Below are 24,415 nucleotides of genomic sequence, written 5' to 3'. Positions count from 1 at the left end.
TCGTGAAAAAAATCGACAATACAATCCGTTATGAGCGTTTGCGCGAACGTTATATGAATGGCGATCTCGACCGCCGCAGCTTTCTCGGCCTGATCGGCGCGGCGGGTCTGGCCTATGGCGTGCAGACGCCCTTTGCCCGCTACGCCAATGCCCAGACGGTCGGCCAGGTGCGCTTTGACGGCTGGGGCGGCGTGGTCTCCGAGGCGTTCCGCGAATACGCCTTCGATCCCTATACCGCCGATACCGGCATCGAGGTGGTCGACGGCACCTTCGGTGGCGGCGACGAATACCTCTCCCGCGTCAAGGCCAGCCAGCCGGGCGAATACAATATTGCCCACCTGTCCGGGGTGTTCGACTATGCGCGCTATCACAATCTCGGCCTCAGCTCCGAGCTGAACGAGGCCAATATCCCCAATCTCGAATTTGTCATCCCCAAGCTGGTGGAGGTGTTCCGCAAGGTCTCGGGCGGGGCGCTGTCCTGCGTGCCCTATGATTACGGCACCACGGGGCTGGCCTATAACCGCAAATACATCTCCGACGAGGAGATGCAGCAGAAAGGCGCCAAGATCCTCATCGACGAGGCCTATAAGGGCAAGATCGCCGGCTGGAACGACTGGCGCACGCGGATCTGGTTCGCCTCGCTGCAAACCGGGCAGGATCCGAACGGCGCCACCGATATGGAAGCCGTCTGGGACGCGATCCGCGCCCATCGCGACCTGTCGCTGAAATACTGGACCTCGGGTGCTGAGCTGATGTCGCTGCTGGCCGAGGAGGAGATCTATGTGACCGAAGGCTGGTCGGGCCGGATCTATGCGCTTCAGGAGCAGGGCCACGATATCGGCTATTACGATCCGCCCAACGGCTATGGCTGGCAGGAATGCCTCTTCGTGCTCAAGGGCTCGCCGATGGAGGCCTGCGAAGAGCTGCTGAACTTCATGCTGGCGCCGGAAACCTCCATCGCCGTGGCTGAAGGGCAGAACTACCCGCCGGCGCTCGATCCCAACAAGGTGGATCTGGGGTCCAAGATCCCGACGCTGCCGGCCTTCGATCCCAAGGGCACGCTGGAGGGGCTGACCTTTGCCGATCCGGACTACTGGAACGGTAACGAGGCGGAGTGGTCCAAGACCTTCGGCCGCGTGCAAAAGGGCTACTGACCCCAGATCGAGACACCCGCCCCGGGCTCGACCCGGGGCCTCCCCCTCCAGGCCAGAGGCCCCGGGTCGAGCCCGGGGCGGGTGATGCCTCCGATTTCCCCTTCCGATCCCACCGACAGGACCGCCCATGAGCTCCGTCACCCTCCGCAACGTCGTGAAGCGCTTTCACAAGTTCACCGCGGTGCACAAGACCAGCATCGAGATCCCCGACGGCGCCTTCGTCACGCTGCTCGGCCCCTCGGGCTGCGGCAAGACCACCAATCTGCGCATGATCGCGGGGTTGCTCGACCCGAGCGAGGGCGAGATCCTGATCGGCGGCAAGCGCGTGAACGATGTGCCGATCCACAAGCGCAACCTCGGCATCGTGTTCCAGAACTACGCGCTGTTTCCGCACAAGACCGTGGCCGAGAATGTCGCCTTCGGGCTGAAATACCGCGACGTGCCGAAATCCGAGATCGCCGGGCGGGTGCAGAAGGCGCTCGATCTGGTGCAGCTGCCGCATGTGGGCGAGCGCTATCCAAAGGCGCTCTCGGGCGGCCAGCAGCAGCGCATCGCGCTGGCCCGGGCCATCGTCATCGAGCCTGACGTGCTGTTGCTCGACGAGCCGCTCTCGGCGCTCGACGCCAATCTGCGCGAGGATATGCGGGTGGAGCTGAAGCGCATTCAGGACCAGATTGGCGTCACCACCGTTTTCGTCACCCACGACCAGTCCGAGGCGCTGGCCATGTCCGACAGCATCGTGGTGATGAGCGCCGGCCGGGTCGAGCAGATGGGCGCGCCGGAGGAGGTCTATAACAACCCCGCCAGCGAATTCGTGGCGAATTTCCTCGGCGCTTCCAACATGCTGCCCGCCGCCTGCACCGCGACCGGCGCCGAGGGCGCCACGCTCGACGTCGCGCCCTTTGGCAGCGTGGCGGTGCCGGCGGAAAAGGCGCAGCGGCTCTCCGGGCCGGGGCCCGCGCAGCTTGTGCTGCGCGCCGAAAAGCTCGCGGTGCTGCCCGAGGCCGAGGCGCCGCCCGGCCTGCTCACCGCGCCCGCGCGGGTCGAGACCGTGGATTACCAGGGCCAGACCGTGCGCTATTTCCTGCGGCTCGGCGACCGCCAGCTTCAAGCCATCAACATGATCGACGAACGACCTTTCGAACAGGGCGCCCCGGTGCGGATCGGCTTCCGCCCGAAAGACGCCTCGGCCCTTCCGACGGAGACCAAATGAGCCACCTTTTCTACCAGGGTCACGGGCGCAAACCCGTGCTCGACCAGGCCCGCGGCGTCTATATGTGGGACACTGACGGCAAGCGCTATCTCGACGGCTCTTCCGGCGCCATGGTCTGCAATATCGGCCATTCCAACGCCAATGTGCTCGCCGCCATGCGCGAGCAGATGGAGCGCGCGACCTTCGGCTACCGTCTTCATTTCGAGACCGAGGCGAGCGAGCGCCTCGCCGCAAAGACCGTGGAAAAGATGCCGCCGGGGCTTAACAAGGTGTTCTTCGTCTCCGGCGGGTCGGAGGCCATCGAAAGCGCGATGAAGCTTGCGCGGCAATATGCCGTTTCCACCGGGCGCGGCAGCCGGTGGAAGGTGATCTCGCGCAGCCCGTCCTATCACGGCTGCACGCTTGGGGCGCTGGCGGTGACCGGCTATCGCTCGCTCACCGCGCCTTTCGCGCCGATGATGCGCGAGATGCCCAAGGTGCCGGCGCCGCGCGCCTATCTCGACGGGCGCGATCCGGAGGATCCGGCGACCGGGCGTCACTATGCCGATATGCTCGAAGATCTGATTCTGATGGAGGGCGAGGACAGCGTGCTCGCCTTCCTGCTGGAACCGGTGGGCGGCGCCTCGACCGGCGCGCTGGTGCCGCCGGCGGGCTATATGGAGCGCATCCGCGAGATCTGCGACCGTCATGGCGTGCTGCTGATCATGGATGAGGTGATGACCGGGGCGGGGCGCACGGGCGCCTTTCTCGGTTGCGAGCACTGGAACATACGGCCGGATATCGTGGTGCTGTCAAAGGGCTTTGCCGCCGGCTATGCGCCGCTGGGCGGCATCGTGGCGCCGGACTGGATGGTCGCCCCGGTGCTCGATCAGGGCGGGTTCGCCCATGGCTTCACCTATGCCGGCAACCCGCTGGCCTGCGCCGCCGGCGCCGCCGTGCTCGACGAGATCGACGCGCAGGGGCTGGTGGACAACGCCGCGCTCATGGGCGCGCGGCTCAAGGCGCGGCTGCACGCGCTGGCGCAGAAACACGAGATCATCGGCGATGTGCGCGGCAAGGGGCTGCTGCTGGCCTTCGAGTTCATGGCCGATCCGGTGGCCAAGACGCCACTGCCGAAGGAGTTGCGTGCCTTCGAGCGGTTCGTGCAGATCGCCTATGAGAATGGGCTGATCGTCTATTCCCGCCGCACCCGCGACGGGGTCGAGGGCGATCACATCCTGGTCTGCCCGCCGCTCATCGTGACCGACACCCATCTCGACGAGATCGTCGAGGGGCTGGACCTGTCGCTGAGCCAGTTCCGCGCCGAGCTGCCGGCGCTCGACCGGGTGAGCTGACATGTCGAAGATCGTGATCACCTGCGCGCTGACCGGCTCGATACACACGCCCTCCATGTCGCCCTATCTGCCGGTGAGCGCCGACGAGATGGTGGCGCAAGGGGTCGCTGCGGCGGAAGCGGGGGCGGCGATCCTGCACCTGCATGCGCGCGACCCCGAGACCGGGCGCCCCTCGGCCAGCCCCGCGCATTACGCCGCCTTCCTGCCGCAGCTCAAACAGGCCACCGGCGCGGTGCTGAACCTCACCACCGGCGGCAGCGCCACCATGACGCTCGACGAGCGTCTGGCCGCGCCGATGGAAATGGCGCCCGAGATGTGTTCGCTCAACATGGGCAGCATGAATTTCGCGCTCTATCCGATGGCCGAGCGTATCTCGGAGTGGAAACACGACTGGGAGCAGCCGTTTCTGGAGGGCTCGGACGATCTCATCTTCAAGAACACCCCGCGCGACATCGCCCATGTGCTGACCGAGCTGGGCGCGAAACGCGGCGCGCGGTTCGAGTTCGAATGCTACGATGTCGGCCATCTCTACATGCTGCGGCATTTCGTGGATCGCGGCATGGTGCAGGGGCCATTGTTCCTGCAATTCGTCTTCGGGGTGCTGGGCGGGATCGGCGCCGATCCGGAAAGTCTCAGCCATATGAAGCGGATCGCCGACAAGCTTTTCCCTGACGGTTATGCGTTTTCCGTACTCGCGGCGGGCCGTCACCAGATGCCGCTGGCGGCGATGGCGGCGGCGATGGGCGGGCATGTGCGCGTCGGGCTCGAAGACAGCCTCATGCTGTCGCGCGGACGGCTGGCGCGCTCCAATGCCGAGCAGGTGGAAAAGATCCGCCGTATCGTCGAGGAGCTGGGCCGCGAGCCTGCCAGCCCCGACGAGGCGCGCGCGCTGCTGGGGCTCAAGGGTGCGGACCGGACGGCGATATGACGATCACGTTCCAACTGGCCGAGGAGGCCGACATGCCGCGCCTCAACGCCGCGCTGGCGGCGCTGTCCGAGACGCTGGGCGACAGGCATCTGTCGAGCGAGGACGACCTGCGCCGCGCGGGTTTTGGCCGGCACCCGGTGTTCCGCGCGATGCTGGCGGAGCAGGCGGCGGAGCTTGTCGGGCTGGCGCTCTATTCGCCAAGCCTCTCGACCTCGAAAGGGCTTGTGGTGAGCTATGTGTCCGATCTCTGGGTGTCGCCCGCGCGGCGCGGCCAGCGGCTGGGGCCGCGCCTGCTGGCTGCGGTGGCGCGCGACGCGGCGGCGGTCTGGGGCGCCGGGGCGCTGAAGCTCAATGTCTATCACGACAACCCGGCGGCGCGGCGGTTCTACGACCGGCTCGGTTTCGTCCCCGCCGAGCACCATACCGAGATGTTTCTGGACGAGGCCGGCATCGCGGCCCTTGGAGCGAGCGAATGAAAGCGTTTTTCGACGACCGGCAATGGCGCCACGCGCCGCGTCACTTCATGGCAAATGGCGCGCTGCTGCCCAACCCCGAAGAGCCGCGCCGCATCGAGATCCTGACCGGGGGCGCGCTTGCGGCAGGCTGCGCCTTTGCCGCGCCCGGCGATGCGGGGCTCGGCCCCATCGCGGGGCTGCACACCGCCGAATACATCAGCTTCCTGCGCAATATCTACACCCGCTGGCGGCGTATCGAGGGCGCGGGCGAGGAGGTGATCCCCAATATCCACCCCGCCAGCCGCAGCGACGGCTACCCGAAATCCGCCGTGGGGCAGGCGGGCTGGCATCAGGCGGACACGGCCTGCCCGATTGCCGAACATACCTGGGAGGCGGCCTACTGGTCGGCCCAGACCGCCATCGCCGGGGCCGACTATCTGCTTGATGGCGGTAATGTGGCATATGCACTTTCCCGACCTCCTGGGCATCATGCCTTTGCGGATCTGGCGGGTGGGTTCTGTTTTTTCAACAATTCCGCCATTGCGGCGGAACGGCTGCGCGCCGCCGGTCTGCGCCCGGCCATCGTCGATGTCGACGTGCATCACGGCAATGGCACGCAGGGCATTTTCTATGGGCGCAGTGACGTGCTGACTGTCTCCATCCATGCCGATCCGGCGCGGTTCTACCCGTTCTTCTGGGGGCATGCGCAGGAACGCGGCGAGGGGCAGGGGCTGGGCTACAATCTCAACCTGCCGCTGCCGCGCGGCACCGGGGACGCCGATTATCTCGCGACGCTGGCCACCGCGCTGGAGCGCTGTGACAGTTTCGGTGCCGATGTCATCGTCGTGGCGCTGGGGCTCGACGCCTCGGTGGACGATCCTTTCCGGGGACTTGCGGTCACGCAGGAGGGTTTTGCCCGCATCGGCGCGGCCTTTGCCGCCACCGGGCGCAAGATCCTCTTTGTGCAGGAGGGCGGCTATGTCAGCGATACGCTGGGCGCCAACCTCACCCGCGTGCTGAGCGGCGCGCAGGGCGGCTAGCGGGGCCTCAGGCGGCGTTCCGCGCAGCGCCGAACCGACCGTAGAAGCTTTCGCCCCGTGCCGCCATCTCGCGCAGCAGCGCCGGACAGGCAAAGCGTGTGCCATGCATGTCGCTGAGCGCATCGCAGCGTTCGGCGGCATAGGGCGTGCCCAGCATGTCGAGCCAGCTGAACGGCCCGCCCGACCAGGGCGCAAAGCCCCAGCCGAGAATGGCGCCCACATCGCCCTCGCGGATATCCTCCAGCACGCCCGCCTCCAGCGCCCGCACCGCCTCCAGCGCCTGAATGAAGAGCAGCCGGTGCTGGATGTCGAGCAGCTCCGGCTGCTCCGCCTCCGGCGGGTATTGCGCCGTCAGCCCGTCCCAGAGCCCCGCGCGCTTGCCCTTGTCGTCATAGGCATAGAACCCGGCGCCCGCCTTGCGGCCCAGCCGGCCTTCGTCGGCCATCTCGAAGAGCACCGCGTCGACCGCGCCGTCGGGATAGGCCTCGCCCATCGCCGCGCGGGTGGCGCGGGCGATCTTCACCCCCAGCTCGATCGAGGTCTCGTCGACCAGTTGCAGCGGCCCCAGCGGCATGCCCACCAGCTTGGCGGCATTCTCTATCAGCGCGGGGGCGACGCCCTCGCCGACCATGCGGATGCCCTCGTTGATATAGGGGATGATGCAGCGGTTGGCGTAGAAGAACCGCGCGTCGTTGACCACGATGGGCGTCTTGCGGATCTGGCGCACGAAATCCAGCGCCTTGGCCACGGCACGCGGCCCGGTCTCGCGGCCCTTGATGATCTCGACCAACGCCATCTTCTCGACCGGCGAGAAGAAATGGATGCCGATATAGTCCTGCGGCCGGTCGAAGGCACGGGCGAGATCCGAGACGGGCAGGGTGGAGGTGTTGGTGGCAAAGACCGCCTCCTGCGCGATCCGCGCCCCGGCCTCGCGGGTGGCCGTGGCCTTGGTCTCGGGGTCTTCGAACACCGCCTCGATCACCAGATCGCAGCCCCGAAGCTCGGCGTAATCGCCGCTGGCCGTGATGCGGCCCAGCAGCGCCGCCTTGTCCTCCGCCGTCGCCTTGCCGCGCGCGATGCCCTTGTCCATGTAGCTGGCGCTGTAGCTCTTGCCTTTCTCGGCGGCCTCGGCGCTGCGGTCGAGCAGCACCACCTCGATGCCCGCCTGTGCCGCGACCAGCGCGATGCCCGCGCCCATCATGCCGGCGCCGAGAATGCCCAGCTTTTGCACAGCGCTGTCCGGCGCGTCGGGCCGGTTGGCGCCTTTCTCCAGCGCCTGCTTGCTCTGGAACAGCGTGCGGATCATCGCACCCGAGGACGGGTTGAGCATGACGCTGGTGAACCAGCGCGCCTCGATCTTCAGCGCCGTATCGAAGGGCACCAGCGCGCCCTCGTAAACCGCCGAGAGCAGTGCTTTTGCCGCCGGGTAGACGCCCTTGGTCTTGCCCATCACCATGGCATTGGCGCCGAGGAAGGTCATGAAGCCCTGCGCACTGTAGGGCGCGCCGCCCGGGAGTTTGTAGCCCCTGCGGTCCCAGGGTTTGACCAGATCGGCCTCGCTCGCCTCCAGCACCCAGGAGCGGGCGGCGGCGAGCGGGTCGGCGCAGATCTCATCCACCAGCCCCGCCGCTTTCGCCTGTTTCGGCGCGCAGAGCTTGCCTTCGAGCAGGTAGGGCGCCGCGCCCATGGCGCCCAGCTTGCGGATCAGCCGGGTGGTGCCGCCGGCGCCGGGGAAGAGGCCGACCTTGATCTCGGGCAGGCCGATCCTGGCCCTCGGATCGTCGGCGACAAAGATCCGGTGACAGGACAGCGGCAGCTCCAGCCCGATCCCCAGCGCGGTGCCGGGCAGGGCGGCGGCGATGGGCTTGCCGCCCTTGCCCTGCGCATCCATGCCGGCGCGCTCGATCTTGCGCAGCAATGTGTGGATGCGCATGACGCCATCGAAAAGCCCCTGCGCCGGGTCGTTGCCGGCGCTGCGCATCTCGGCCAGCACGTTGAGATCCATGCCGCCGGCAAAGCTGCCCGGCTTGCCGCTGGTGATCACGATGCCCCGGATATCCGAATCCGCCAGCGCCGTGTCGATCAGCGCCCCAAGATCAAGAAGACCTTGCAGGCTCATGATATTCATGGATTTTCCCGGGGTGTCCCAGGAAATCACCGCGACGCCGTCAGCGCCGGTTTGCAGGGTGAAATCGCTCATGTCTCTCTCCTCCCGATGTCACGGTCGTCGCGGCGGCGACAGGTCCGCAGGGCGCGCTGCTCGGCCCGGGGGTGCGGCGGCAGTGTCGGCATCACACCCTCTCGATGATCGTGGCCACGCCCATGCCCGAGGCGACGCAGAGCGTGGCGAGCCCGGTGGACTTGCCGCTGCGCTCCAGCTCGTCGAGCAGCGTGCCGAGCAGGATCGCCCCGGTGGCGCCCAGCGGGTGGCCCATGGCGATGGCGCCGCCATTGACGTTGACGCGGCTCTCCTCGACGCCAAAGGCCTGCATGAAGCGCAGCACCACCGCCGAGAACGCCTCGTTCACCTCGAAAAGGTCGATATCGCCGATCTCCATGCCGCTCTCGCGCAGGATCCGCTCGGTCACCGGCACCGGACCGGTGAGCATGATCGTGGGGTCGGTGCCGATCCGGGCGCTGGCGCGGATGCGCGCGCGCGGGGTCAGGCCGTGCGCCTCGCCAAAGGCCTTGTCGCCGATCAGCAGCGCCGCCGCGCCATCGACGATACCCGAGCTGTTGCCGGCATGGTGGATATGCGCGATCCGCTCCAGATGCGGGTATTTCATCAGCGCCACCTGATCGAAACCGGGCATCGCCTCACCCATTTCGCGAAAGGCGGGGGTGAGCGCGCCGAGGCTCTGCAGGTCGGTCTCGGGGCGCATATGCTCGTCGCGGTCGAGAATTGTCAGCCCGTTTATATCCGGCACCGGGATCACCGAGCGGGCGAAACGGCCCTCGTCCCAGGCGCGGGCGGCGCGGCGCTGGCTTTCCATCGCCAGCGCGTCCGCGTCGTCGCGGGTGATGCCGTATTCGGTGGCGATGATGTCGGCGGCGATGCCCTGCGGCACGAAATAGCTCTGCATGGCGAGGCTCGGATCGACGGCGATGGCGGCACCGTCGCTGCCCATGGCGACGCGGCCCATCATCTCGACCCCGCCGGCGATATAGCCATGCCCGGCGCCGCCGCGGATCTGGCTGGCGGCGAGGTTCACCGCCTCCAGTCCCGAGGCGCAGAAGCGGTTGATGCTGAGCCCGGGAATGCGTTCGTCGAGCTCCGAGGCCAGCACGGCGGAGCGCGCCAGACAGCCGCCCTGTTCGCCGACCTGCGTGGCATTGCCCCAGATCACGTCCTCGACCGCGTGGCCGTCGAGCCCGTTGCGCGCGGCGATGGCGTTGAGGGTCAGCGCCGAGAGCCGCAGCGCCGTCACCTCGTGCAGCGCGCCGTCCTTGCGGCCCCGGCCACGCGGGGTGCGGAGCGCATCGAAGATATAGACATCGCTCATCGCTCAGCTCCGGGCGCGCGGCATCAGGTCATAGGGGTGTTTCCAGCCGGGCAGCGCCTGGATATGGCCCAGCCAGCGGTCGATCTCGGGCCAGTCCTCGCGGGCAAAGCCAAAGGGTTCGGGATAGAAGAGATAGCCGCAGCAGCAGAAATCCGCATTGGTCGGGCCGTTGCCGACGATCCAGTCGCGCCCTTCCAGATGCGCGTTCAGCACCTCGTAGGCGGCTTTCAGGCGGCCCTGCGAAAAGGCGATGATCTCGGCGGAGCGTTTCTCCTCGGGCAGGAAGTTCATCAGAAAGCGCGTCATGCCGGCCTGGCTCGAAAGCTTGTGATTGTCCCAGAACATCCAGCGCATGACCTCGCGCGCCTCCTCTGGCGTGGCGCCGCCGAAACGGCCGGTCTTTTCGCTGATATACATCTGGATCACCCCGGACTGGGTGAGTTTCACCTCGCCGTCCACCAGCACCGGAGCCTCGCCCATCTCGTTGATCTGGCTTCGATAATCCGGGCTGCGGGTTTCGCCGTTGAAGAAATCCACCTTCACCGGCTGCCAGTCGAGCCCGGAAAGCTCCAGCGGCAGCGCGGCCTTGTAGGCATTGCCGGATTCTCCGAAGCAGTAGAGCTTGATCGTCATGTGTTATTCTCCCGGCGTTGCGTGGGTGGCACCGGAGCGGTGCGTATTTGGAAAGAGAAGATGCGCAGGGCGCGGCGTCGATTGTAACCTTGCGTTAATCCTCATCTGCTTGCATGGGCGGGCGGTACAGGCTGGCGAGCCGATGACCGCAAGAGGAGACGCGCCGCCACCCCGCCTGCGTTCCGCCTGGCGGTCGGGCCGGGGGGGCGGCGTGACATCGGGAAGAGCCGGCCGATTGCCGCCCGCGCTGCCTTTCAGGGCTCGATACGCGGTCTGCTCTTCTTCTCTTTGCAAATACGCCCATTGCGGCCTCTCCTCCCCTGCGGCGGCTGTGGTCTGCGCCCGATCAGCGTTTGCGCGCCTCCAGCTCGGCATTGAAGAGCCGCAGCCGGTGCGAGAGCAGCTCGCTGTCGGTGACGCTGTCGAAATGCTCGAAGAGAAAGGACAGCGCTTCGCCCTCGTCGAGCCCGGCCTCGGCGGAGAATTTTTTCAGCCCGCGATAGCCGTCCTCGGTCATCGCGACGGGGAAGCGGCGGGTCAGGCGGAAGCGTTTGGGCATGTTTTACGTGTCTCCTCCGTAGGGTGGGCAATCCTGCCCACCGTCCGTCTCAGAACGCCTCTTCGTCAAGCGCCATCACCGGCGCGGCGCCGGTTTCGATCCGCGCCAGATGCAGCCGCGTCGCGGGCAGCAGGCGGGCCATGTAGAACCGGCCCGTCGCGATCTTGGCCGTGCGGAAGGCCGCATCCTCCGCGCTGACGGCGGCGGCCTGCGCCATGCGCGCCCACATCAGCCCGAGGCAGACATGGCCGAAAAGATGCAGCAGATCGCTGGCGCCGGAAAGCGCGTCGAGGGGGGCGCTGGTCCCGGATTTCTGCATATAGCGCAGCGCGGCGCCGAGATCCTCCAGCGCCGCCGCCAGCGGGGTCAGGAAACCGGCGTCGAAATCGCTGTCCTGGCCCTGGTGGTCTGCGATGAAGCCCGTCACCAGTGCGAGGAAGGCCATCACCGCCTTTCCGCCATCGGCGCCCAGCTTGCGGCCCACCAGATCCAGCGCCTGGATGCCGTTGGTGCCCTCGTAGATCATGGTGATGCGCGCATCGCGCACGATCTGCTCGAGCCCGGTATCGCGCACATAACCGGCGCCGCCCGGCACCTGCTGCGCCAGCACCGTTGCCTCGACCCCCTTGTCGGTGAGAAACGCCTTGATCACCGGGGTGAGCAGTGAGATCAGCGCCTCGGCCTCGCGGTCCTCCGTCCGGCGGGCGCGGTCGATCAGCGCGGCGCCCCAGAAGACCAGCGCGCGACCGCCCTCGACCAGCGCCTTCTGTTCCATCAGCATCCGCCGCACATCCGCATGCACGAGGATCGGGTCGGCGGGGCCCTCGGGGTTGCTTGCGCCGGTCAGTGCGCGGCCCTGAAGCCTGTTGCGGGCGAACGCCAGCGCCATCTGATAGGCGCGCGCGCCCTGCGCATAACCCTGAAGCCCGACCGAAAGACGCGCCTCGTTCATCATGGTGAACATGGCGCGCAGCCCTGCATGCGGTGCGCCCAGCATCTCGCCCACCGCGCCGTCATACTGCATCACGCAGGTGGCGTTGCCGTGGATGCCCATCTTCTGCTCCAGCCCGGCGCAGCTTACCGCGTTGCGCGCGCCCGGCGCGCCGTCGGGGCCGGGGAGGTATTTCGGCACGATGAAGAGCGAAATCCCCCGGACCCCCTCGGGCGCGTCGGGGAGCCGGGCGAGGACCAGATGCACGATATTCTCGGTCAGGTCGTGTTCGCCCGCCGAGATCCAGATCTTCTGGCCGGTGAGGCGATAGCTGCCGTCCGGCTGCGGCTCCGCCCGGGTGCGGATCAGCCCCAGATCGGTGCCGCATTGCGGCTCGGTCAGGTTCATGGTGCCGGACCAGCGGCCGGCGACCATCTTGGGCAGGTAGAGCGCCTTCTGCGCGGCGCTGCCATGGGCGTGGATGGCGTTATAGGCGCCATGGGTCAGGCCCTGATACATGTAGAAGGCCATGTTGGCCGCCGAAAAGATCTCGCTCACCGCCGTGGAGATCAGATGCGGCAGCCCCTGTCCGCCATAGGCGGGATCGCAGTCGAGCGCCGTCCAGCCACCCTCGCGCAGCGCGTCGAAGGCGTCCCGAAAGCCGTCAGGCGTGCTCACAGCGCCGCGTTCGAAGCGGCAGCCCTGTGTGTCACCTGTGCGGTTCAGCGGTGCAAGAACGGTTTCGGCCAGTTTCGCGGCTTCGGTCAGGATCGCGGCAGTGGTGTCGCGGTCCAGTTCTTCCTCTCCGGGGATCCCCCGCCGCTCTGCGTCAAGGACGTCGTGCAAGACGAACATCATGTCCCTGACGGGGGCGGTGTAGCTCGGCATGGGGCTCCTCCTCGGTCCCGGCCGGCTGCGCTCAGCCGGCCTTTCTGTGTTGCAGCTGCTGAAGCATCTTTTCGCCCCAGACCATCTGCTCCTGCAACTCCGCGATGGCGGCGTTGAGATCGTCGCGCTGGCGGATCATATCGGCCAGGCGCTGCTGCGCCACCTCATAGGTGCGTTCAATCTGCGTCTGCTGCTGGTCGCCCATATCGTAGAGGTCGAGCAGCTGGCGGATTTCCTCAAGGCTGAAGCCGAAGCGCTTGCCGCGCAGGATCAGCTTGAGACGCGCGCGGTCGCGGCGTGTAAAGAGGCGCTTCTGGCCTTCGCGGATCGGGAAGAGCAGCTCCTTCTGCTCGTAGAAGCGCAGGGTCCGAGGCGTTACCTCGAACTGGTCGCACATCTCCCGAATGGTCATGTCTGGTCTTCGCTCATCGGTGTTTCAGCCCTCACGTTGCGTTAAGATGAAGGGTCAGGTGGGCTTTCCGGACGGCTCTGACAACGAAAAAAACCAACGACACGAACTGGACGCTGCGTCACCTTTTGGTTGACGTAACTTCCTTTCGCGTCACGTCGAGAAATAAGATATATTCTTTCTTGCGGATGTAACTTTGCGCAATGCCCGACGGGCAGTTTTCGGCGCTTTTACCAAAGCGCTTCGACTCTCTGAGCGGAAGGCGAATCAAATCAGTTCCCGAGCGCCTTCGCGGTTTCGTCTCGAAGCGCTTTGAGTTCTGTCATTGCCTCCTCGAGCTGGCTGCGCTGCTCCGCCAGCTCACCCAGCTGACGGTCGGCGATTTCAACCCATGCGCGCATCTGCGCCTCGGTGCCCTCCTGGTCCCGGATCTCCAGCCACTGGCGGATGTCCTCGAGCTGGAAGCCGAACTTCCGCCCGCGCAGGATGAGCGTCATGCGGGCGATCTCGCGCGGGCCGTAAAAGCGGGCGCGGCCCTCGCGCGCCGGCGAGAGCAGCTCGATATACTCGTAATAGCGCAGGGTGCGTGGGGTGACCCCGAAGGTCGCACACATCTCCTTGAAGTTGAGGCGGGTGTCGCTCATGCGCGTCTCCTTGGTTACCGGCGAAGCGTAGTTCGGTCCGTCGGGCGGAGCAACACGCCTGGGCCCTCGGATGGCGGTGCCCTTGCAGAGCCGCCCGGGGGCCCGCATAAAGATGCGGTCACGCAAGGAGACGCGCAATGAGCGCCGACAAGATCAAGAACGCCCGGGACTTCATCGAATGTGTGCCGCAGGTGCTGGCGCTGAAGATGGAGCTGGTCGAGATCGCCGACGGGGCGGCGGTGATCCGCATGCCCTACGATCCGCAGATCGTCGGCGATCCGGAAACCGGGGTGATTCACGGCGGTGCCGTCTCGACGCTGATGGACACCTGTTGCGGCACCGCGGTGATCGCGCATCCGGACAATCCGGGCGGCACCGCGACGATCAGTCTGCGCATCGACTATCTGCGCGCGGCGGCGCCGGGGCAGGCGGTCACCGCCCGCGCGGAATGTTATCATCTTACGCGCTCGGTGGCCTTTGTGCGCGGCACCGCACATGACGAGGAAACCGGCTGCCCGGTGGCCACGGCCACCGGCACCTTCACCGTGGAGACCAAGGCATGAGCCGCGCGCGTCCCGAACCGATGCAGGTGGTCAAACAGCGCCGCGACGCGGCACTGCTCGCGCTCGCGGGGCGCGTGCCCTATATCCGTTTCCTGGATATCGGTTTCGACCGGCGCGGCGACGAGCTGACCGGCGTGCTGCATTTCGACGAAAAGCTGATCGGCAACCCGCATCTGCCGGCGCTGCATGGCGGGGTGACGGCGGCGTTTCTCGAGGTCACCTCGATCATCACGCTGAGCTGGTCGGTGCTGTGGGAAGATGTCGAGACCGGCGCGCTGACGCAAGACGATCTGGAGGCGGGCAGTCTGCCGCGCCTGCCAAAGACCATTGATTTCACTGTAGATTACCTGCGCTCCGGCCTGCCGCGCGACGCCTATGCGCGGGCGCATGTGACCCGCTCGGGCCGGCGCTATGCCAGCGTGCGCGCCGAGGCCTGGCAGGACAATCACGCCCGTCCCATCGCCCAGGCGCATGCGCATTTCATGATGCCGCGCAGAGAGGTCTGAGCCGCGCCAGCCCCTTCATCTTTCGACAAATACTCCCCGGCCGGAGGCCAGATCCCGCCGGCCCAGCGTCAAAGCCGCCTTCGCCATGTCCCAGACCACCTCGCAGATTTCGCATGGCCGCGTGCTGAAGATCGCGCTGCCGATCCTGCTCTCCAATGTCACCATTCCGATTCTCGGCGCGGTGGATACCGGTGTGGTGGGCCAGATCCCGCAGCCCGAGCCCATTGCCGCCGTGGGGATCGGCGCCATCGTGCTGACGGCGATCTACTGGGTCTTCGGCTTCCTGCGCATGGGCACTGTGGGGCTCGCGGCGCAGGCCGCCGGGGTGGGCGACCGTGCAGAGGTCTCGGCGCTGCTCACCCGGGCGCTGGCGATCGGGCTTGCGGGCGGGCTGACGCTCATCGCGCTGCAATGGGTGATCTTCGCGGCGGCCTTTGCGGTCTCGCCGGCCTCGGCAGAGGTCGAGGCGCTGGCGCGCAGCTATATGCAGATCCGCATCTGGTCGGCGCCGGCGGCCATCGCGATCTATGGCGTCACCGGCTGGCTCATCGCGCAGGAGCGCACCCGTGGGGTCTTTGTGCTCCAGCTCTGGATGAATGCGATCAACGTGGCGCTCGACCTGCTTTTCGTGCTGGGGCTCGGCTGGGGCGTCGAGGGCGTGGCGCTGGCCACCTTCCTCGCCGAATGGTCGGGGTTTGCCATGGGGCTCTGGCTCTGCCGCGCGGCGCTGCGCGATCCGGCGGCGCGCGCCTGGGCGCGGGTCTTCGACCGGGCGCGGCTGCGGCGCATGGCGGTGGTCAATGGCGATATCCTGATCCGCTCGCTGCTGCTCGAGTCGATCTTCGTCTCCTTCATGCTGATCGGCGGTCGCTTCGGCGATGTGACGCTGGCGGCCAATCAGGTGCTGTTCCAGTTCCTGATGATCACCGGCTACGCGCTGGACGGCTTTGCCTTCGCCGCCGAGGCGCTGGTGGGGCGGGCCTTCGGGGCCGGCAAGCTTGCGGAGCTGCGGCGCGGTGCGCTGCTCACCAGCCTCTGGGCAGGGCTGGTGGCGGCGGTGATGGCGCTGGCCTTCTGGCTGGGCGGGCCCGCAATCGTCGATCTCATGGCGACCGATGAGGGCGTGCGGGCCGAGGCGCGGGTCTATCTGCCCTGGATGGTGCTGACGCCGCTCACCCAGCTGGCGCTGGTGATGTTCGACGGCATCTTCATCGGCGCCACCCGCTCGCGCGATATGCGCAACATGATGATCCTCGCGGCGGCGCTCTATTACGCGGCGCTGACGCTGCTGATCGGGCCGCTGGGCAATCACGGGCTGTGGCTGGCGATGCAGGTCTCTTTCGTGGCGCGCGGTCTGACCCTGGCGTTGCGCTATCCGGCGCTGGAACGAGCGGCGGCGGGGCCGACGGGCCGCGCCGCCTGAGCGGACGCCACGCGCGAGCGGTTGCGATTTATGCGCCGCCGTCTAGCTTTGCTCTCAGACAGCGACAAAGGCGGAGAGCATGATGACGCAACTTATGGGCCTTTCGGGCAGCCTGCGGCGGGGTTCCTTCAACACCGGACTGATGCGTGCGGCGCTGGAAGAGGCGCCTGACTGGGTCGAGATCGACGCGCACACGGTGCACGGGGTGCCGCTCTACGACGCCGATCTGGAGGCGGAGGGCGATCCGGAGGCGGTGACCGCGCTGCGCGCTGCGCTCAGGGCCTGCGATGGGTTGATCCTCTTCACGCCTGAATACAACAACAGCCTTCCGGGCGTCTTCAAGAACGCCATCGACTGGATGTCGTCCGGCCCGGGCGCGGATCTCTTCGCCGGCAAGCCGGTGACGCTGCTCGGTGCCTCGCCGATGGGCTTTGGCACGATCCTGTCGCAGAACGCTTGGCTTCCGGTGCTGCGGGCGCTGGGAACGCGTCCCTGGAACGGGCAGCGGCTGATGGTGTCGAAGGCGCCGGGGAAATTCGACGAGGCGGGCAACCTCACCGACGAGAAAACCCGCGAGCGGCTCGCGGGTTTTGTGGCAGGGTTCGCAGAGGCGGTGCGCGCCGGCACGGTCTGAGCCGGCGCGCTGTCTGTTCAGACGGTTCAGACGATCTCGCGCGCGGTGATGCTGTAGACGAAATCGGCGGGGCTGAGCGAATCCTGCTCGACGCCGCCGATTTCCGCCTGCGGATACATCAGGAAGGGCAGGGTGCCGAAGGAGGCGCCGGACAGGGTGACGTCATGGGCGTCGTTATAGCAGAGCCAGTTGCCTTCGGAGGCGCCGAACAGCGCGGCGCGCACGTCCTCGACCTCCCGGTCGTCCAGCGTGAGGGTTTTCGGCGGCTCTTCCAGCACGACCTTGCGCACATCTGCCGGGTCGGCCGGCACCCAGCCATAGCCCTCCAGGAAGACCTCGGCGCGGCAATGCTGTGCCTTGGTCACATCGGACGACCCGGCGCCGAGGCTCTTGTAGCCGAAGGCCGAGGGCGCCACGCGCAGCCCGTAAAGGTCGCGCGCGGGCAGGCCGGCGGCGCGGGCGAGGCCCACGAAGAGCGCGTTGAGATCGGCGCATTTGCCCGAGAGATCGCCGGAATGCAGCATGGTCGCCACATCGCCGAGGCCGCAGCCGCGCGTCTCGGGGTTGCGCTGCGAGCGCTCGACCACCCAGTCATAGATCCGGCGGGCGCGATCGAGATCGCTGGAGGCGCCGCGGGTGATCGCCTCGGCCGTGTCGCGCACGATGCCGTCGGTGGGAATGAGATCGGTGGCGGCGGTGTGTTTCGCGCGCTCCCTGGGCGAGAGCGTGGCGTCGCCGGGCGCGGCGGAGAGGTCGATCTTGCGGCTCTGCGTGGCGACCTGCGAGACCACCTCCAGCACCGCCGGCGCCTCGCCCGCGGGCCAGACCGCATGCACAAAGGCGATGCCCTGCGCCGGATCGTCGATCAGTTCGGCCTGCGCGGCGCTGCCGTCGAAGCCGGTCTCGCCCGGCTGGGTCCAGAGGCTCTGGCTCAGCGAGGGCACCGGCACCCAGGCCTGCGCCGCCTTGCCGGCGCGCGGCAGCTCGACCCGCGTGGTCAGCTCGAAGCGGCGCCAGCCCTCGGGGCGGGGCGCATAGGCGGCGGTTGCGAGGCGCGGCGCGGTGGCGAAGAGGGCGGCGGCGGCCCCGGCTTGCAAGAGACGGCGTCTGTGCATGGCGTTGGGTGTCCTGACTGTCGGAATGCGGTGCGACGCGTATAGGAAACGGCAGGCCGCGCCGCAAGACAAGCCCGGCGTGTCGTCCCACGCCGCTTTTCCGCGCGAAAGGTGGCCGCGCGGGCTGGTCAAGCGCCCGTATGATGCCTTAGACAGAGGCCGCTGCGACACGGAGAAGCGCGATGGACGATCTGGTCAATTCCTTCATGAACGGCCCCGACGAAAACGGGCGTTTCGGCATCTATGGCGGGCGTTTCGTATCGGAAACCCTGATGCCGCTGATCCTCTCGCTGGAAGAGGAATACGAAAAGGCCAAGACCGACCAGAGCTTCTGGGACGAGATGAACGATCTCTGGACCCATTACGTGGGCCGCCCCTCGCCGCTCTATTATGCCGCGCGCATGACCGAAGAGCTGGGTGGGGCCAAGATCTATCTCAAGCGCGACGAGCTGAACCACACCGGCGCGCACAAGATCAACAATGTGCTGGGGCAGATCATCCTCGCCAAGCGCATGGGCAAGACCCGCATCATCGCCGAGACCGGCGCCGGTCAGCACGGCGTGGCCACCGCCACTGTCTGTGCCAAGTTCGGGCTGAAATGCGTGGTCTATATGGGCGCGCATGATGTCGAGCGTCAGCAGCCCAACGTCTTCCGCATGCGCCTTCTGGGCGCCGAGGTGGTGCCGGTGACCTCCGGGCGCGGCACGCTGAAGGACGCGATGAACGACGCGCTGCGCGACTGGGTGACCAATGTGCGCGACACGTTTTACTGCATCGGCACGGTGGCCGGCCCCGCGCCTTACCCTGCGATGGTGCGCGATTTCCAGTCGATCATCGGCAAGGAAGTGCGCTGGCAGCTCCCCGAGCAGGAGGGCGAGGGCCGTCTGCCCGACACGATCATCGCCGCGATCGGCGGCGGCTCCAACGCCATGGGGCTGTTCTATCCGTTCCTCGACGACCCGTCGGTGAAGATCATCGGCGTCGAAGCGGGGGGCAAGGGCGTCAACGAAAAGATGGAGCATTGCGCCTCGCTCACCGGCGGGCGCCCGGGCGTGCTGCATGGCAACCGCACCTATCTGCTTCAGGACGATGACGGCCAGATCCTCGAAGGCTTCTCGATCTCGGCGGGGCTGGATTATCCCGGCATCGGGCCGGAACATGCCTGGCTGCATGACACGGGCCGCGCGGAATATGTCTCGATCACCGACAAGGAGGCGCTGGAGGCGTTCCAGTTCTCCTGCCGCACCGAGGGCATCATCCCGGCGCTGGAGCCCTGCCACGCGCTTGGCCATGTGATGAAGCTGGCGCCGACGCTGCCCCGCGACCACATCCTCGTGATGAACATGTGCGGGCGCGGCGACAAGGACATCTTCACCGTGGCGAAGCATCTGGGCTTCGATATGGGGTGAGACCGGGACGGTTTGTTCCCGGCGAAGAATGAGCCGATGGCGCGAAGTCATCGGCTTTCTCAGGCTCCTTCAAAGATCGAAGCTTGGCCTCTGGTGCAGGCTTGTTGAACTGCGCGTACGGATCACGCCCGGAGCGAGGAGGATAGGCAATTCTGCTCGCTGCCATGGGGCACAGTGCCGCAAACCTCAGCTGCGCCGCAGCCAGCCATGCGCGAAGCTCAGCTTGTCACGCACTCCCTGCGCCAGAACGAACGGGTAGAGATCCGGCAGATCCAGAGCGCGGTTCACATGGTTCATTGCGATCGACAGGTCCACCGCGAGCGTGATCTCGGCTTCGGTGTCGCTCTCGGCATAGGCATCATATCCCGGTGTCGGGCCGCCCGGAACTGCCAGACCCGCCGCCGCGGCACTGTCGACCAGATCCACCAGATGCAGCAGATGCGCGATGCTCTCGGCCCAGTCCTCATGCGGATGCGCGGTGGCATAGCTGGTGACATGGTCATAGCCCGCCGGCTGCGGCTCGGCGTAATGCGCCTCGAGCGCGGCGCCGTAATCCTGCCGCTCGTCGCCGAAGAGCGGGCGGAACGCCTCGAGAAAGCCCGGTTCGGCGCTCAGCCGCAGGAACAGATAATGCGCGATCTCGTGACGCATATGGCCCAGCATCGTGCGGTAGAGCTCGCCGAACTGCTCCTGCCGCAGCGCCAGCACTGCGTCGCTCGCCTCGGTCACATTGATGGTGATGATGCCATCCGCGTGCCCCATCACGATCTCTTCGGGCCCCGCCGCCGTGCTTTCCGAGAGCAGCCGGAACACCGGCCGCCCGCCGGGATCGGCCTCGGTGAACCAGCCCCATCGGGCGAGATTGGCCAGCATCCAGCGCTTGGCGCGTTCGGAAACCTCCCAGAGCGGTCGGTTTTCCGCCTCGCGCAGATCCGGCAGCGTCTCGGTCATCGCGCAGGAGCGGCAGAGCCCGCCAGCCTCGGCCTGCCAGTTGCAGCCGATGATCTCGCGATTCGCGCAGACCTCTGCCGCGGGCTGCATGAGCTGGCGCTCCGGATCGAAACTGACCTGCTGACCGCAGGTGCAGCCGGTATTGTGAAAGTAGAGCGGTGCCCCGCAATTGGGGCACTGAAAGATCTGCATGGTAAGCGGTCCTGGCTGGGGGCGTCGCGAAGACAACCGGCAGGGTGCCGCCCGGGTTCCGGGCGGTGGCCTCACCGGGCAAGGATGACCGAAAGCGCCGGCGCTGCAAGCCCGGAAACCGCCCGGGCGCTTATTCGGTGTCGGTGCCGCGCAGCGCCAGAATGGCGAAGATCCCGATCAGCGCCAGCCCCGCCACGGCGATATTGAGCGGCGAGGAATTGGCCACGATCACCGCGATCAGCGCCCAGATCACCGTGATCCCGTAAAGCGGCGCCCGGTGCAGCCGGTATTGCATCACCAGCGCGAGGGTGAGCGCGATGACCAGCGCCACCAGCGCGGCGGTGGTCTCGGGCAGCCAGCCATAGCCCGCCAGCAGCAGCCCGACCGAGACCGGCGCCGCCGCCGTCAGCCAGCCCGAATAGACAGCCAGCGGCGAGATCTGCAACCAGCGGTCCATGTCGCCGGTGCGGAACAGCGCCAGCAGCGCGGCGGTCAGCATCACCCAGATCATCGCCGTGGCGGCCAGCGGCGAGACCTGCGCCACCGGCAGCCAGACCACACCTATGCCGAGGCTCAGCAGCAGCGCCGGGCGGTGGCTCTGCCAGTCGGGGTCTTCGGCGCGGCGCAGCAGGCCGAAACCGGTGCCCGCGACGAGCCAGAGATAGATCAGCCCCCAGATTGCAAAGGCGTAGCCCGCCGGCTGCACCGGCGGTTCGTTCTGCGGTACGGGAAAGGCGTCGGGTGCGAAGCCGCCGAAGCCGGGCCACAGCACCGGCCCGGCGGCAAAGGCCACCGCTGCCAGGAATACCGCTGCCGCCCAGAGCTTGTTCATGATCAGACCAGATCCCCATCCGCCGTGAGCGTGGTCTTGCCGCGCAGCCACGGATGCAGCGCCTCGGGCAGCTTGACCGAGCCATCCGCCTGCTGGCCGTTTTCCAGCACCGCGATCAGGCAGCGCCCGACGGCGAGACCCGAGCCGTTCAGCGTATGCACATAGTCCGGCTTGCCACCGGCGCCCGGCTTGAACCGCGCGTTCATCCGCCGCGCCTGGAAATCGCCGCAGACCGAGACCGAGGAGATCTCGCGATAGGTGTTCTGCCCGGGCAGCCAGACCTCGATATCATGCGTCCGCCGCGCGCCGAAGCCCATATCGCCGGTGCAGAGCACCACGGTGCGATAGGGCAGGCCCAGCTTTTCCAGAATGCCCTGCGCGCAGCCGGTCATCCGGTCGAGCTCTTCGCGCGATTTCTCCGGGTGCGTGACCGAGACCATCTCGACCTTCTCGAACTGGTGCTGACGCAGCATGCCGGCGGTGTCGCGCCCCGCAGAGCCCGCCTCCGAGCGGAAGCACTGCGTATGCGCCACATAGCGGCGCGGCAGGTAGTCTTCGTCCACGGTCAGCCCGTTGACGATATTGGTCAGCGTCACCTCGGCGGTGGGCACCAGCCACCAGCCCTCGCGGGTCTGATAGCTGTCCTCGCCGAATTTCGGCAGCTGGCCGGTGCCATACATCATCTCTTCGCGCACCAGCACCGGGGTCCAGGTCTCGGTGAGCCCGTTCTCCTCGGTGTGGGTGTCGAGCATGAACTGCGCCAGAGCCCGGTGGATGCGCGCCACGGCGCCCGAGAGCACCACGAAACGCGCGCCGGAGAGCTTGGCGGCGGTCTCGAAATCCATGCCATTCTGTACGCCCTCGAGCTGGTAATGCTCCTTGGGGGCGAAATCATAGGTCGCCGGCGTGCCCCAGCGGCGGATCTCAACATTGTCGTCCTCGTCCGCGCCCTCGGGCACATCGTCATAGGGCAGGTTCGGCATGCCCATCAGCAGATCGGTGAGCTGGGTGTCGAGCTCCTTGGCCTTGGCCTGCATCTCCGCCACCTCGGATTTTTTCGCCGAGACCAGCGCGCGCAGCCGTTCGAACTCCGCCTCGTCGCCGGAGGCCTTGGCCTTGCCGACCTCCTTGGAGGCCCTGTTCTGCTCGGCCTGCGCGGTTTCGGCGGCGTGGATCGCGGCGCGGCGTTCCTCGTCGATGGCCAGGACCGAGGACGATTGCGCATCCAGCCCACGGCGAGACAGCGCCGCATCCCATGCGGCGGGGGTTTCTCGGATGGCGCGGATGTCGTGCATCGTCCCTTGTCCTTCTTTGGGTGCGAGTCGCGGCGGTTATGCCCTCTTTTTAATCCGAGGTGTAGGGGGCGCCCCGCAGCAGCCGCGCCCGAACCCATTCATCCACCGGCACCGCCAGCGTATCGCCTTGCGCATAGGCAGTGACCACCGCTGTCACCTCCCACGCGCCCGGCCCGCCGCTCAGCACCGGCCCGCCGGAATTGCCGGGCCGCACCGGGCAGGCGATGCGCAGGAGCGCGTGATCCTTCCGGCCCTTGCAGTCGAACCGGGCCGAAAGCCGGTGCGGCCGGTGATCGTGATAGCCGATCAGCGCGAAAGGCGGGGCGAAGCCGCTGCCGATATGCAGAGGCGCGATGTCGAGCGGCTGGGCCAGCGTGACCAGCGCCAGATCGTGCTCGATATCGAGATGCAGGTTGTCATAGGCCTCGGGGTGCAGCTCATACCCCGCCACGGCGCTCTCCCCGGCATAGTCGCCGCCAAGCCAGCCCGCGACGAAATGCAGGTTCTCGGCCCGCTCCGGCGTGCCGCCGGGGCCGGCGAGACAATGCGCGGCGGTCAGCACCGTATCGGGCGCGATCAGCGCCCCGGAACACATGCCGCGCCGGTTGTAGCCCCTGGTGTTGAGCCTGCCCACAGCCTGCCATTGGGGGTGGTCTGCGAGGGGCAGGGCGGGCAGATCCTGCGCGGTGGCTGGGGTGGCGAGGAGGAGGGCGAGCAGCGCGGTGCGGATCATTGCGGGTTCTTGGTGTCAGTCGGGCACATCGGCGCTGAACAGGAGCTGACCGAGATCCGATGCGGGGATCGCGTTTTTTGCGCGGCGCGAGCTTTTTCGCATCGCAGTCGCGACCGCCACGAAGTCCGCCATCGCTTCGGGAGAGGTAAGTGCCTCGTGTTTGCGCATGAAATGCGCCAGACGTTTCGCCACATCCGCATTGCCGTAAATGGCGATGCGCGCCTTGGCCTCGGCAGCGGCGGCCATCGCGGCGGGCAGGGAGGCTGACCCCTGATCCCGTGTCTGAGCGATCGCGAGCTCGGCGGTGGCCTTCAGAAAGGCGACATAGGCTTCGCTCTGACGCTGTTCGAAGGCTTCGCGGCGAGTCCGGATATTGGTCAGGAAAAACTGTATGAGCGCGCCAAAAACGACGCCCGCAAGCACAAAGGCGCCTGTGATGAGTTCGATACTGACCTCTGTTGGCATCACCGGCCCCCGTCGCCTTTGACGCGAGCCTATCCCGATTTGCGCCGGTTGGAAAAGAGCCTCCCGCCCCGGGCTCGACCCGGGGCCTCATGGCTGTCGCTGAGGCCCCGGATCAAGTCTGGGGCGGGTGTCAGGGGGAGGGGGCGGATCGCGTCCGGGGCGGGACAGGCGAGGGGTGTCAGGCAGGCTTGCGTGAGCGGCGCCTCAGCCGCCTTGCATCCGCTACCGTTCGCACATAGGTTCCGCGCGACTTGCAAGGGGGGCCTCCCCCGCCACCATCCAACGAGGAGCCCGCCCATGGAAGGCAGCGCCATTGCCCAGTTCGTCCCGCTGATCCTGATCTTCGGGATCATGTATTTCCTGCTCATCCGTCCGCAGCAGAAGAAGGTCAAGGAACACCAGAAAATGGTGTCGGCGCTGCGCCGGGGCGATCAGGTGGTGACCCAGGGCGGGATCATCGGCAAGGTCGCGAAGGTCAAGGAAAACAACGAGGTCGAGATCGAGATCGCCGAGGGCGTCAAGGTCCGCGTCGTGCAGAACACCATCAGCCAGGTGCTCTCCAAGACCGAACCGGCCGAAAGCTGATCCCTGACCGAAGAGGGCGCG

25 protein-coding genes are annotated in these 24,415 nt (G+C 67.1%); 12 read left to right on the top strand and 13 right to left on the bottom strand.

The features are described from left to right. Positions 1–11: 11 nt before the first annotated feature. The 6 genes from I6N89_RS09990 (at position 12) to I6N89_RS09965 (ending at position 6,124) form a co-directional block, all read left to right on the top strand. On the top strand, positions 12–1,154 hold the full coding sequence (locus I6N89_RS09990; protein ID WP_207018505.1) for an extracellular solute-binding protein: 1,143 nt from the start codon (positions 12–14) through the stop codon (positions 1,152–1,154). Between the two features lie 127 nt (positions 1,155–1,281). Beyond that, a complete protein-coding gene (locus I6N89_RS09985; protein WP_207018307.1) occupies positions 1,282–2,367 on the top strand; it encodes an ABC transporter ATP-binding protein in 1,086 nt (361 codons plus the stop codon). Next, positions 2,364–3,701, top strand: coding sequence for an aspartate aminotransferase family protein (locus I6N89_RS09980; RefSeq protein WP_207018304.1), 1,338 nt, complete (start codon positions 2,364–2,366; stop codon positions 3,699–3,701). The genes I6N89_RS09985 and I6N89_RS09980 overlap by 4 nt, the downstream gene beginning before the upstream one ends. A gap of 1 nt (position 3,702) precedes the next feature. Then, positions 3,703–4,629, top strand: coding sequence for a 3-keto-5-aminohexanoate cleavage protein (locus I6N89_RS09975; protein WP_207018302.1), 927 nt, complete (start codon positions 3,703–3,705; stop codon positions 4,627–4,629). Continuing rightward, positions 4,626–5,105 carry a GNAT family N-acetyltransferase gene (locus I6N89_RS09970; RefSeq protein ID WP_207018300.1) on the top strand — a complete coding sequence of 160 codons (480 nt, stop codon included), beginning with the start codon at positions 4,626–4,628 and terminating at the stop codon, positions 5,103–5,105. Before I6N89_RS09975 ends, I6N89_RS09970 begins: the two co-directional genes overlap by 4 nt. Further along, a complete protein-coding gene (locus I6N89_RS09965; protein WP_207018298.1) occupies positions 5,102–6,124 on the top strand; it encodes a histone deacetylase family protein in 1,023 nt (340 codons plus the stop codon). The genes I6N89_RS09970 and I6N89_RS09965 overlap by 4 nt, the downstream gene beginning before the upstream one ends. Before the next feature lie 7 nt (positions 6,125–6,131). Here I6N89_RS09965 and I6N89_RS09960 read toward each other — a convergent pair whose 3' ends face one another. From I6N89_RS09960 to I6N89_RS09930, 7 genes are all read right to left on the bottom strand, one after another. Beyond that, entirely contained in the window at positions 6,132–8,324 is a 2,193-nt protein-coding gene (locus I6N89_RS09960) for a 3-hydroxyacyl-CoA dehydrogenase NAD-binding domain-containing protein (RefSeq protein WP_207018296.1), read from the bottom strand. 91 nt (positions 8,325–8,415) lie between these two features. Beyond that, positions 8,416–9,627: an acetyl-CoA C-acetyltransferase gene (locus tag I6N89_RS09955; protein ID WP_207018294.1), complete on the bottom strand. Its 1,212-nt coding sequence runs from the start codon at positions 9,625–9,627 to the stop codon at positions 8,416–8,418. A 3-nt stretch (positions 9,628–9,630) separates the two neighbouring features. Beyond that, on the bottom strand, positions 9,631–10,260 hold the full coding sequence (locus I6N89_RS09950; protein ID WP_207018292.1) for a glutathione S-transferase family protein: 630 nt from the start codon (positions 10,258–10,260) through the stop codon (positions 9,631–9,633). Between the two features lie 346 nt (positions 10,261–10,606). Beyond that, complete coding sequence (locus I6N89_RS09945) at positions 10,607–10,819, bottom strand: hypothetical protein (RefSeq protein ID WP_076703244.1); 213 nt, start codon at positions 10,817–10,819, stop codon at positions 10,607–10,609. A gap of 49 nt (positions 10,820–10,868) precedes the next feature. Next, a complete protein-coding gene (locus I6N89_RS09940) occupies positions 10,869–12,638 on the bottom strand; it encodes an acyl-CoA dehydrogenase C-terminal domain-containing protein (protein WP_207018290.1) in 1,770 nt (589 codons plus the stop codon). A gap of 31 nt (positions 12,639–12,669) precedes the next feature. After that, entirely contained in the window at positions 12,670–13,050 is a 381-nt protein-coding gene (locus I6N89_RS09935) for a MerR family transcriptional regulator (RefSeq protein WP_207018286.1), read from the bottom strand. A gap of 269 nt (positions 13,051–13,319) precedes the next feature. Next, positions 13,320–13,691, bottom strand: coding sequence for a MerR family transcriptional regulator (locus tag I6N89_RS09930; protein WP_207018284.1), 372 nt, complete (start codon positions 13,689–13,691; stop codon positions 13,320–13,322). Between the two features lie 137 nt (positions 13,692–13,828). On the opposite strand from I6N89_RS09930, the gene I6N89_RS09925 reads away from it, so the two are divergent. From I6N89_RS09925 to I6N89_RS09910, 4 genes are all read left to right on the top strand, one after another. After that, complete coding sequence (locus tag I6N89_RS09925; RefSeq protein ID WP_207018282.1) at positions 13,829–14,254, top strand: PaaI family thioesterase; 426 nt, start codon at positions 13,829–13,831, stop codon at positions 14,252–14,254. Then, positions 14,251–14,760: a PaaI family thioesterase gene (locus I6N89_RS09920; RefSeq protein ID WP_207018280.1), complete on the top strand. Its 510-nt coding sequence runs from the start codon at positions 14,251–14,253 to the stop codon at positions 14,758–14,760. Before I6N89_RS09925 ends, I6N89_RS09920 begins: the two co-directional genes overlap by 4 nt. Positions 14,761–14,845: 85 nt before the next feature. Beyond that, positions 14,846–16,183 carry an MATE family efflux transporter gene (locus I6N89_RS09915; protein ID WP_207018278.1) on the top strand — a complete coding sequence of 446 codons (1,338 nt, stop codon included), beginning with the start codon at positions 14,846–14,848 and terminating at the stop codon, positions 16,181–16,183. Between the two features lie 82 nt (positions 16,184–16,265). Then, positions 16,266–16,817, top strand: a complete 552-nt coding sequence (locus I6N89_RS09910) for an NADPH-dependent FMN reductase (RefSeq protein ID WP_207018504.1) — start codon at positions 16,266–16,268, stop codon at positions 16,815–16,817. Positions 16,818–16,843: 26 nt separating this feature from the next. Here I6N89_RS09910 and I6N89_RS09905 read toward each other — a convergent pair whose 3' ends face one another. Continuing rightward, complete coding sequence (locus I6N89_RS09905) at positions 16,844–17,932, bottom strand: transglutaminase-like domain-containing protein (protein WP_207018277.1); 1,089 nt, start codon at positions 17,930–17,932, stop codon at positions 16,844–16,846. 182 nt (positions 17,933–18,114) lie between these two features. Here I6N89_RS09905 and trpB point away from each other — a divergent pair, with 182 nt between their 5' ends. After that, positions 18,115–19,341, top strand: a complete 1,227-nt coding sequence (gene trpB, locus I6N89_RS09900; protein ID WP_207018274.1) for a tryptophan synthase subunit beta — start codon at positions 18,115–18,117, stop codon at positions 19,339–19,341. A 186-nt stretch (positions 19,342–19,527) separates the two neighbouring features. Here trpB and I6N89_RS09895 read toward each other — a convergent pair whose 3' ends face one another. The 5 genes from I6N89_RS09895 to I6N89_RS09875 all read right to left on the bottom strand — a co-directional run bounded on the left by I6N89_RS09895 (position 19,528) and on the right by I6N89_RS09875 (position 23,809). Continuing rightward, the gene (locus tag I6N89_RS09895; RefSeq protein ID WP_207018272.1) at positions 19,528–20,484 is read right to left on the bottom strand and encodes a zinc-binding metallopeptidase family protein; all 957 of its coding nucleotides are present in this window, start codon (positions 20,482–20,484) and stop codon (positions 19,528–19,530) included. A 130-nt stretch (positions 20,485–20,614) separates the two neighbouring features. Continuing rightward, the gene (locus I6N89_RS09890) at positions 20,615–21,316 is read right to left on the bottom strand and encodes a hypothetical protein (protein WP_207018270.1); all 702 of its coding nucleotides are present in this window, start codon (positions 21,314–21,316) and stop codon (positions 20,615–20,617) included. A 2-nt stretch (positions 21,317–21,318) separates the two neighbouring features. Further along, complete coding sequence (gene serS, locus I6N89_RS09885; protein ID WP_207018267.1) at positions 21,319–22,611, bottom strand: serine--tRNA ligase; 1,293 nt, start codon at positions 22,609–22,611, stop codon at positions 21,319–21,321. Positions 22,612–22,660: 49 nt separating this feature from the next. Beyond that, complete coding sequence (locus tag I6N89_RS09880; protein ID WP_207018265.1) at positions 22,661–23,344, bottom strand: trypsin-like serine peptidase; 684 nt, start codon at positions 23,342–23,344, stop codon at positions 22,661–22,663. 15 nt (positions 23,345–23,359) lie between these two features. After that, positions 23,360–23,809, bottom strand: a complete 450-nt coding sequence (locus I6N89_RS09875) for a hypothetical protein (protein WP_207018263.1) — start codon at positions 23,807–23,809, stop codon at positions 23,360–23,362. A gap of 297 nt (positions 23,810–24,106) precedes the next feature. Here I6N89_RS09875 and yajC point away from each other — a divergent pair, with 297 nt between their 5' ends. After that, positions 24,107–24,394: a preprotein translocase subunit YajC gene (yajC, locus tag I6N89_RS09870; protein WP_076703520.1), complete on the top strand. Its 288-nt coding sequence runs from the start codon at positions 24,107–24,109 to the stop codon at positions 24,392–24,394. Positions 24,395–24,415: the final 21 nt, after the last annotated feature.

It is taken from the genome of Salipiger abyssi (assembly GCF_017311415.1).
GTDB lineage: Bacteria > Pseudomonadota > Alphaproteobacteria > Rhodobacterales > Rhodobacteraceae > Salipiger > Salipiger abyssi_A.
This window is presented reverse-complemented; position numbering and strand designations above follow the sequence as displayed.

Coding starts and splice junctions, on each gene's coding strand:
- I6N89_RS09965 (WP_207018298.1), top strand. CDS start 5,102: ATGAAAGCGTTTTTCGACGACCGGCAATGGCGCCACGCGCCGCGTCAC.
- I6N89_RS09895 (WP_207018272.1), bottom strand. CDS start 20,484: ATGCAGATCTTTCAGTGCCCCAATTGCGGGGCACCGCTCTACTTTCAC.
- I6N89_RS09920 (WP_207018280.1), top strand. CDS start 14,251: ATGAGCCGCGCGCGTCCCGAACCGATGCAGGTGGTCAAACAGCGCCGC.
- yajC (WP_076703520.1), top strand. CDS start 24,107: ATGGAAGGCAGCGCCATTGCCCAGTTCGTCCCGCTGATCCTGATCTTC.
- I6N89_RS09890 (WP_207018270.1), bottom strand. CDS start 21,316: ATGAACAAGCTCTGGGCGGCAGCGGTATTCCTGGCAGCGGTGGCCTTT.
- I6N89_RS09960 (WP_207018296.1), bottom strand. CDS start 8,324: ATGAGCGATTTCACCCTGCAAACCGGCGCTGACGGCGTCGCGGTGATT.
- I6N89_RS09875 (WP_207018263.1), bottom strand. CDS start 23,809: ATGCCAACAGAGGTCAGTATCGAACTCATCACAGGCGCCTTTGTGCTT.
- I6N89_RS09930 (WP_207018284.1), bottom strand. CDS start 13,691: ATGAGCGACACCCGCCTCAACTTCAAGGAGATGTGTGCGACCTTCGGG.
- I6N89_RS09940 (WP_207018290.1), bottom strand. CDS start 12,638: ATGCCGAGCTACACCGCCCCCGTCAGGGACATGATGTTCGTCTTGCAC.
- I6N89_RS09955 (WP_207018294.1), bottom strand. CDS start 9,627: ATGAGCGATGTCTATATCTTCGATGCGCTCCGCACCCCGCGTGGCCGG.
- I6N89_RS09975 (WP_207018302.1), top strand. CDS start 3,703: ATGTCGAAGATCGTGATCACCTGCGCGCTGACCGGCTCGATACACACG.
- I6N89_RS09915 (WP_207018278.1), top strand. CDS start 14,846: ATGTCCCAGACCACCTCGCAGATTTCGCATGGCCGCGTGCTGAAGATC.
- I6N89_RS09925 (WP_207018282.1), top strand. CDS start 13,829: ATGAGCGCCGACAAGATCAAGAACGCCCGGGACTTCATCGAATGTGTG.
- I6N89_RS09910 (WP_207018504.1), top strand. CDS start 16,266: ATGACGCAACTTATGGGCCTTTCGGGCAGCCTGCGGCGGGGTTCCTTC.
- I6N89_RS09970 (WP_207018300.1), top strand. CDS start 4,626: ATGACGATCACGTTCCAACTGGCCGAGGAGGCCGACATGCCGCGCCTC.
- I6N89_RS09880 (WP_207018265.1), bottom strand. CDS start 23,344: ATGATCCGCACCGCGCTGCTCGCCCTCCTCCTCGCCACCCCAGCCACC.
- I6N89_RS09985 (WP_207018307.1), top strand. CDS start 1,282: ATGAGCTCCGTCACCCTCCGCAACGTCGTGAAGCGCTTTCACAAGTTC.
- I6N89_RS09945 (WP_076703244.1), bottom strand. CDS start 10,819: ATGCCCAAACGCTTCCGCCTGACCCGCCGCTTCCCCGTCGCGATGACC.
- serS (WP_207018267.1), bottom strand. CDS start 22,611: ATGCACGACATCCGCGCCATCCGAGAAACCCCCGCCGCATGGGATGCG.
- I6N89_RS09980 (WP_207018304.1), top strand. CDS start 2,364: ATGAGCCACCTTTTCTACCAGGGTCACGGGCGCAAACCCGTGCTCGAC.
- trpB (WP_207018274.1), top strand. CDS start 18,115: ATGGACGATCTGGTCAATTCCTTCATGAACGGCCCCGACGAAAACGGG.
- I6N89_RS09950 (WP_207018292.1), bottom strand. CDS start 10,260: ATGACGATCAAGCTCTACTGCTTCGGAGAATCCGGCAATGCCTACAAG.
- I6N89_RS09905 (WP_207018277.1), bottom strand. CDS start 17,932: ATGCACAGACGCCGTCTCTTGCAAGCCGGGGCCGCCGCCGCCCTCTTC.
- I6N89_RS09935 (WP_207018286.1), bottom strand. CDS start 13,050: ATGACCATTCGGGAGATGTGCGACCAGTTCGAGGTAACGCCTCGGACC.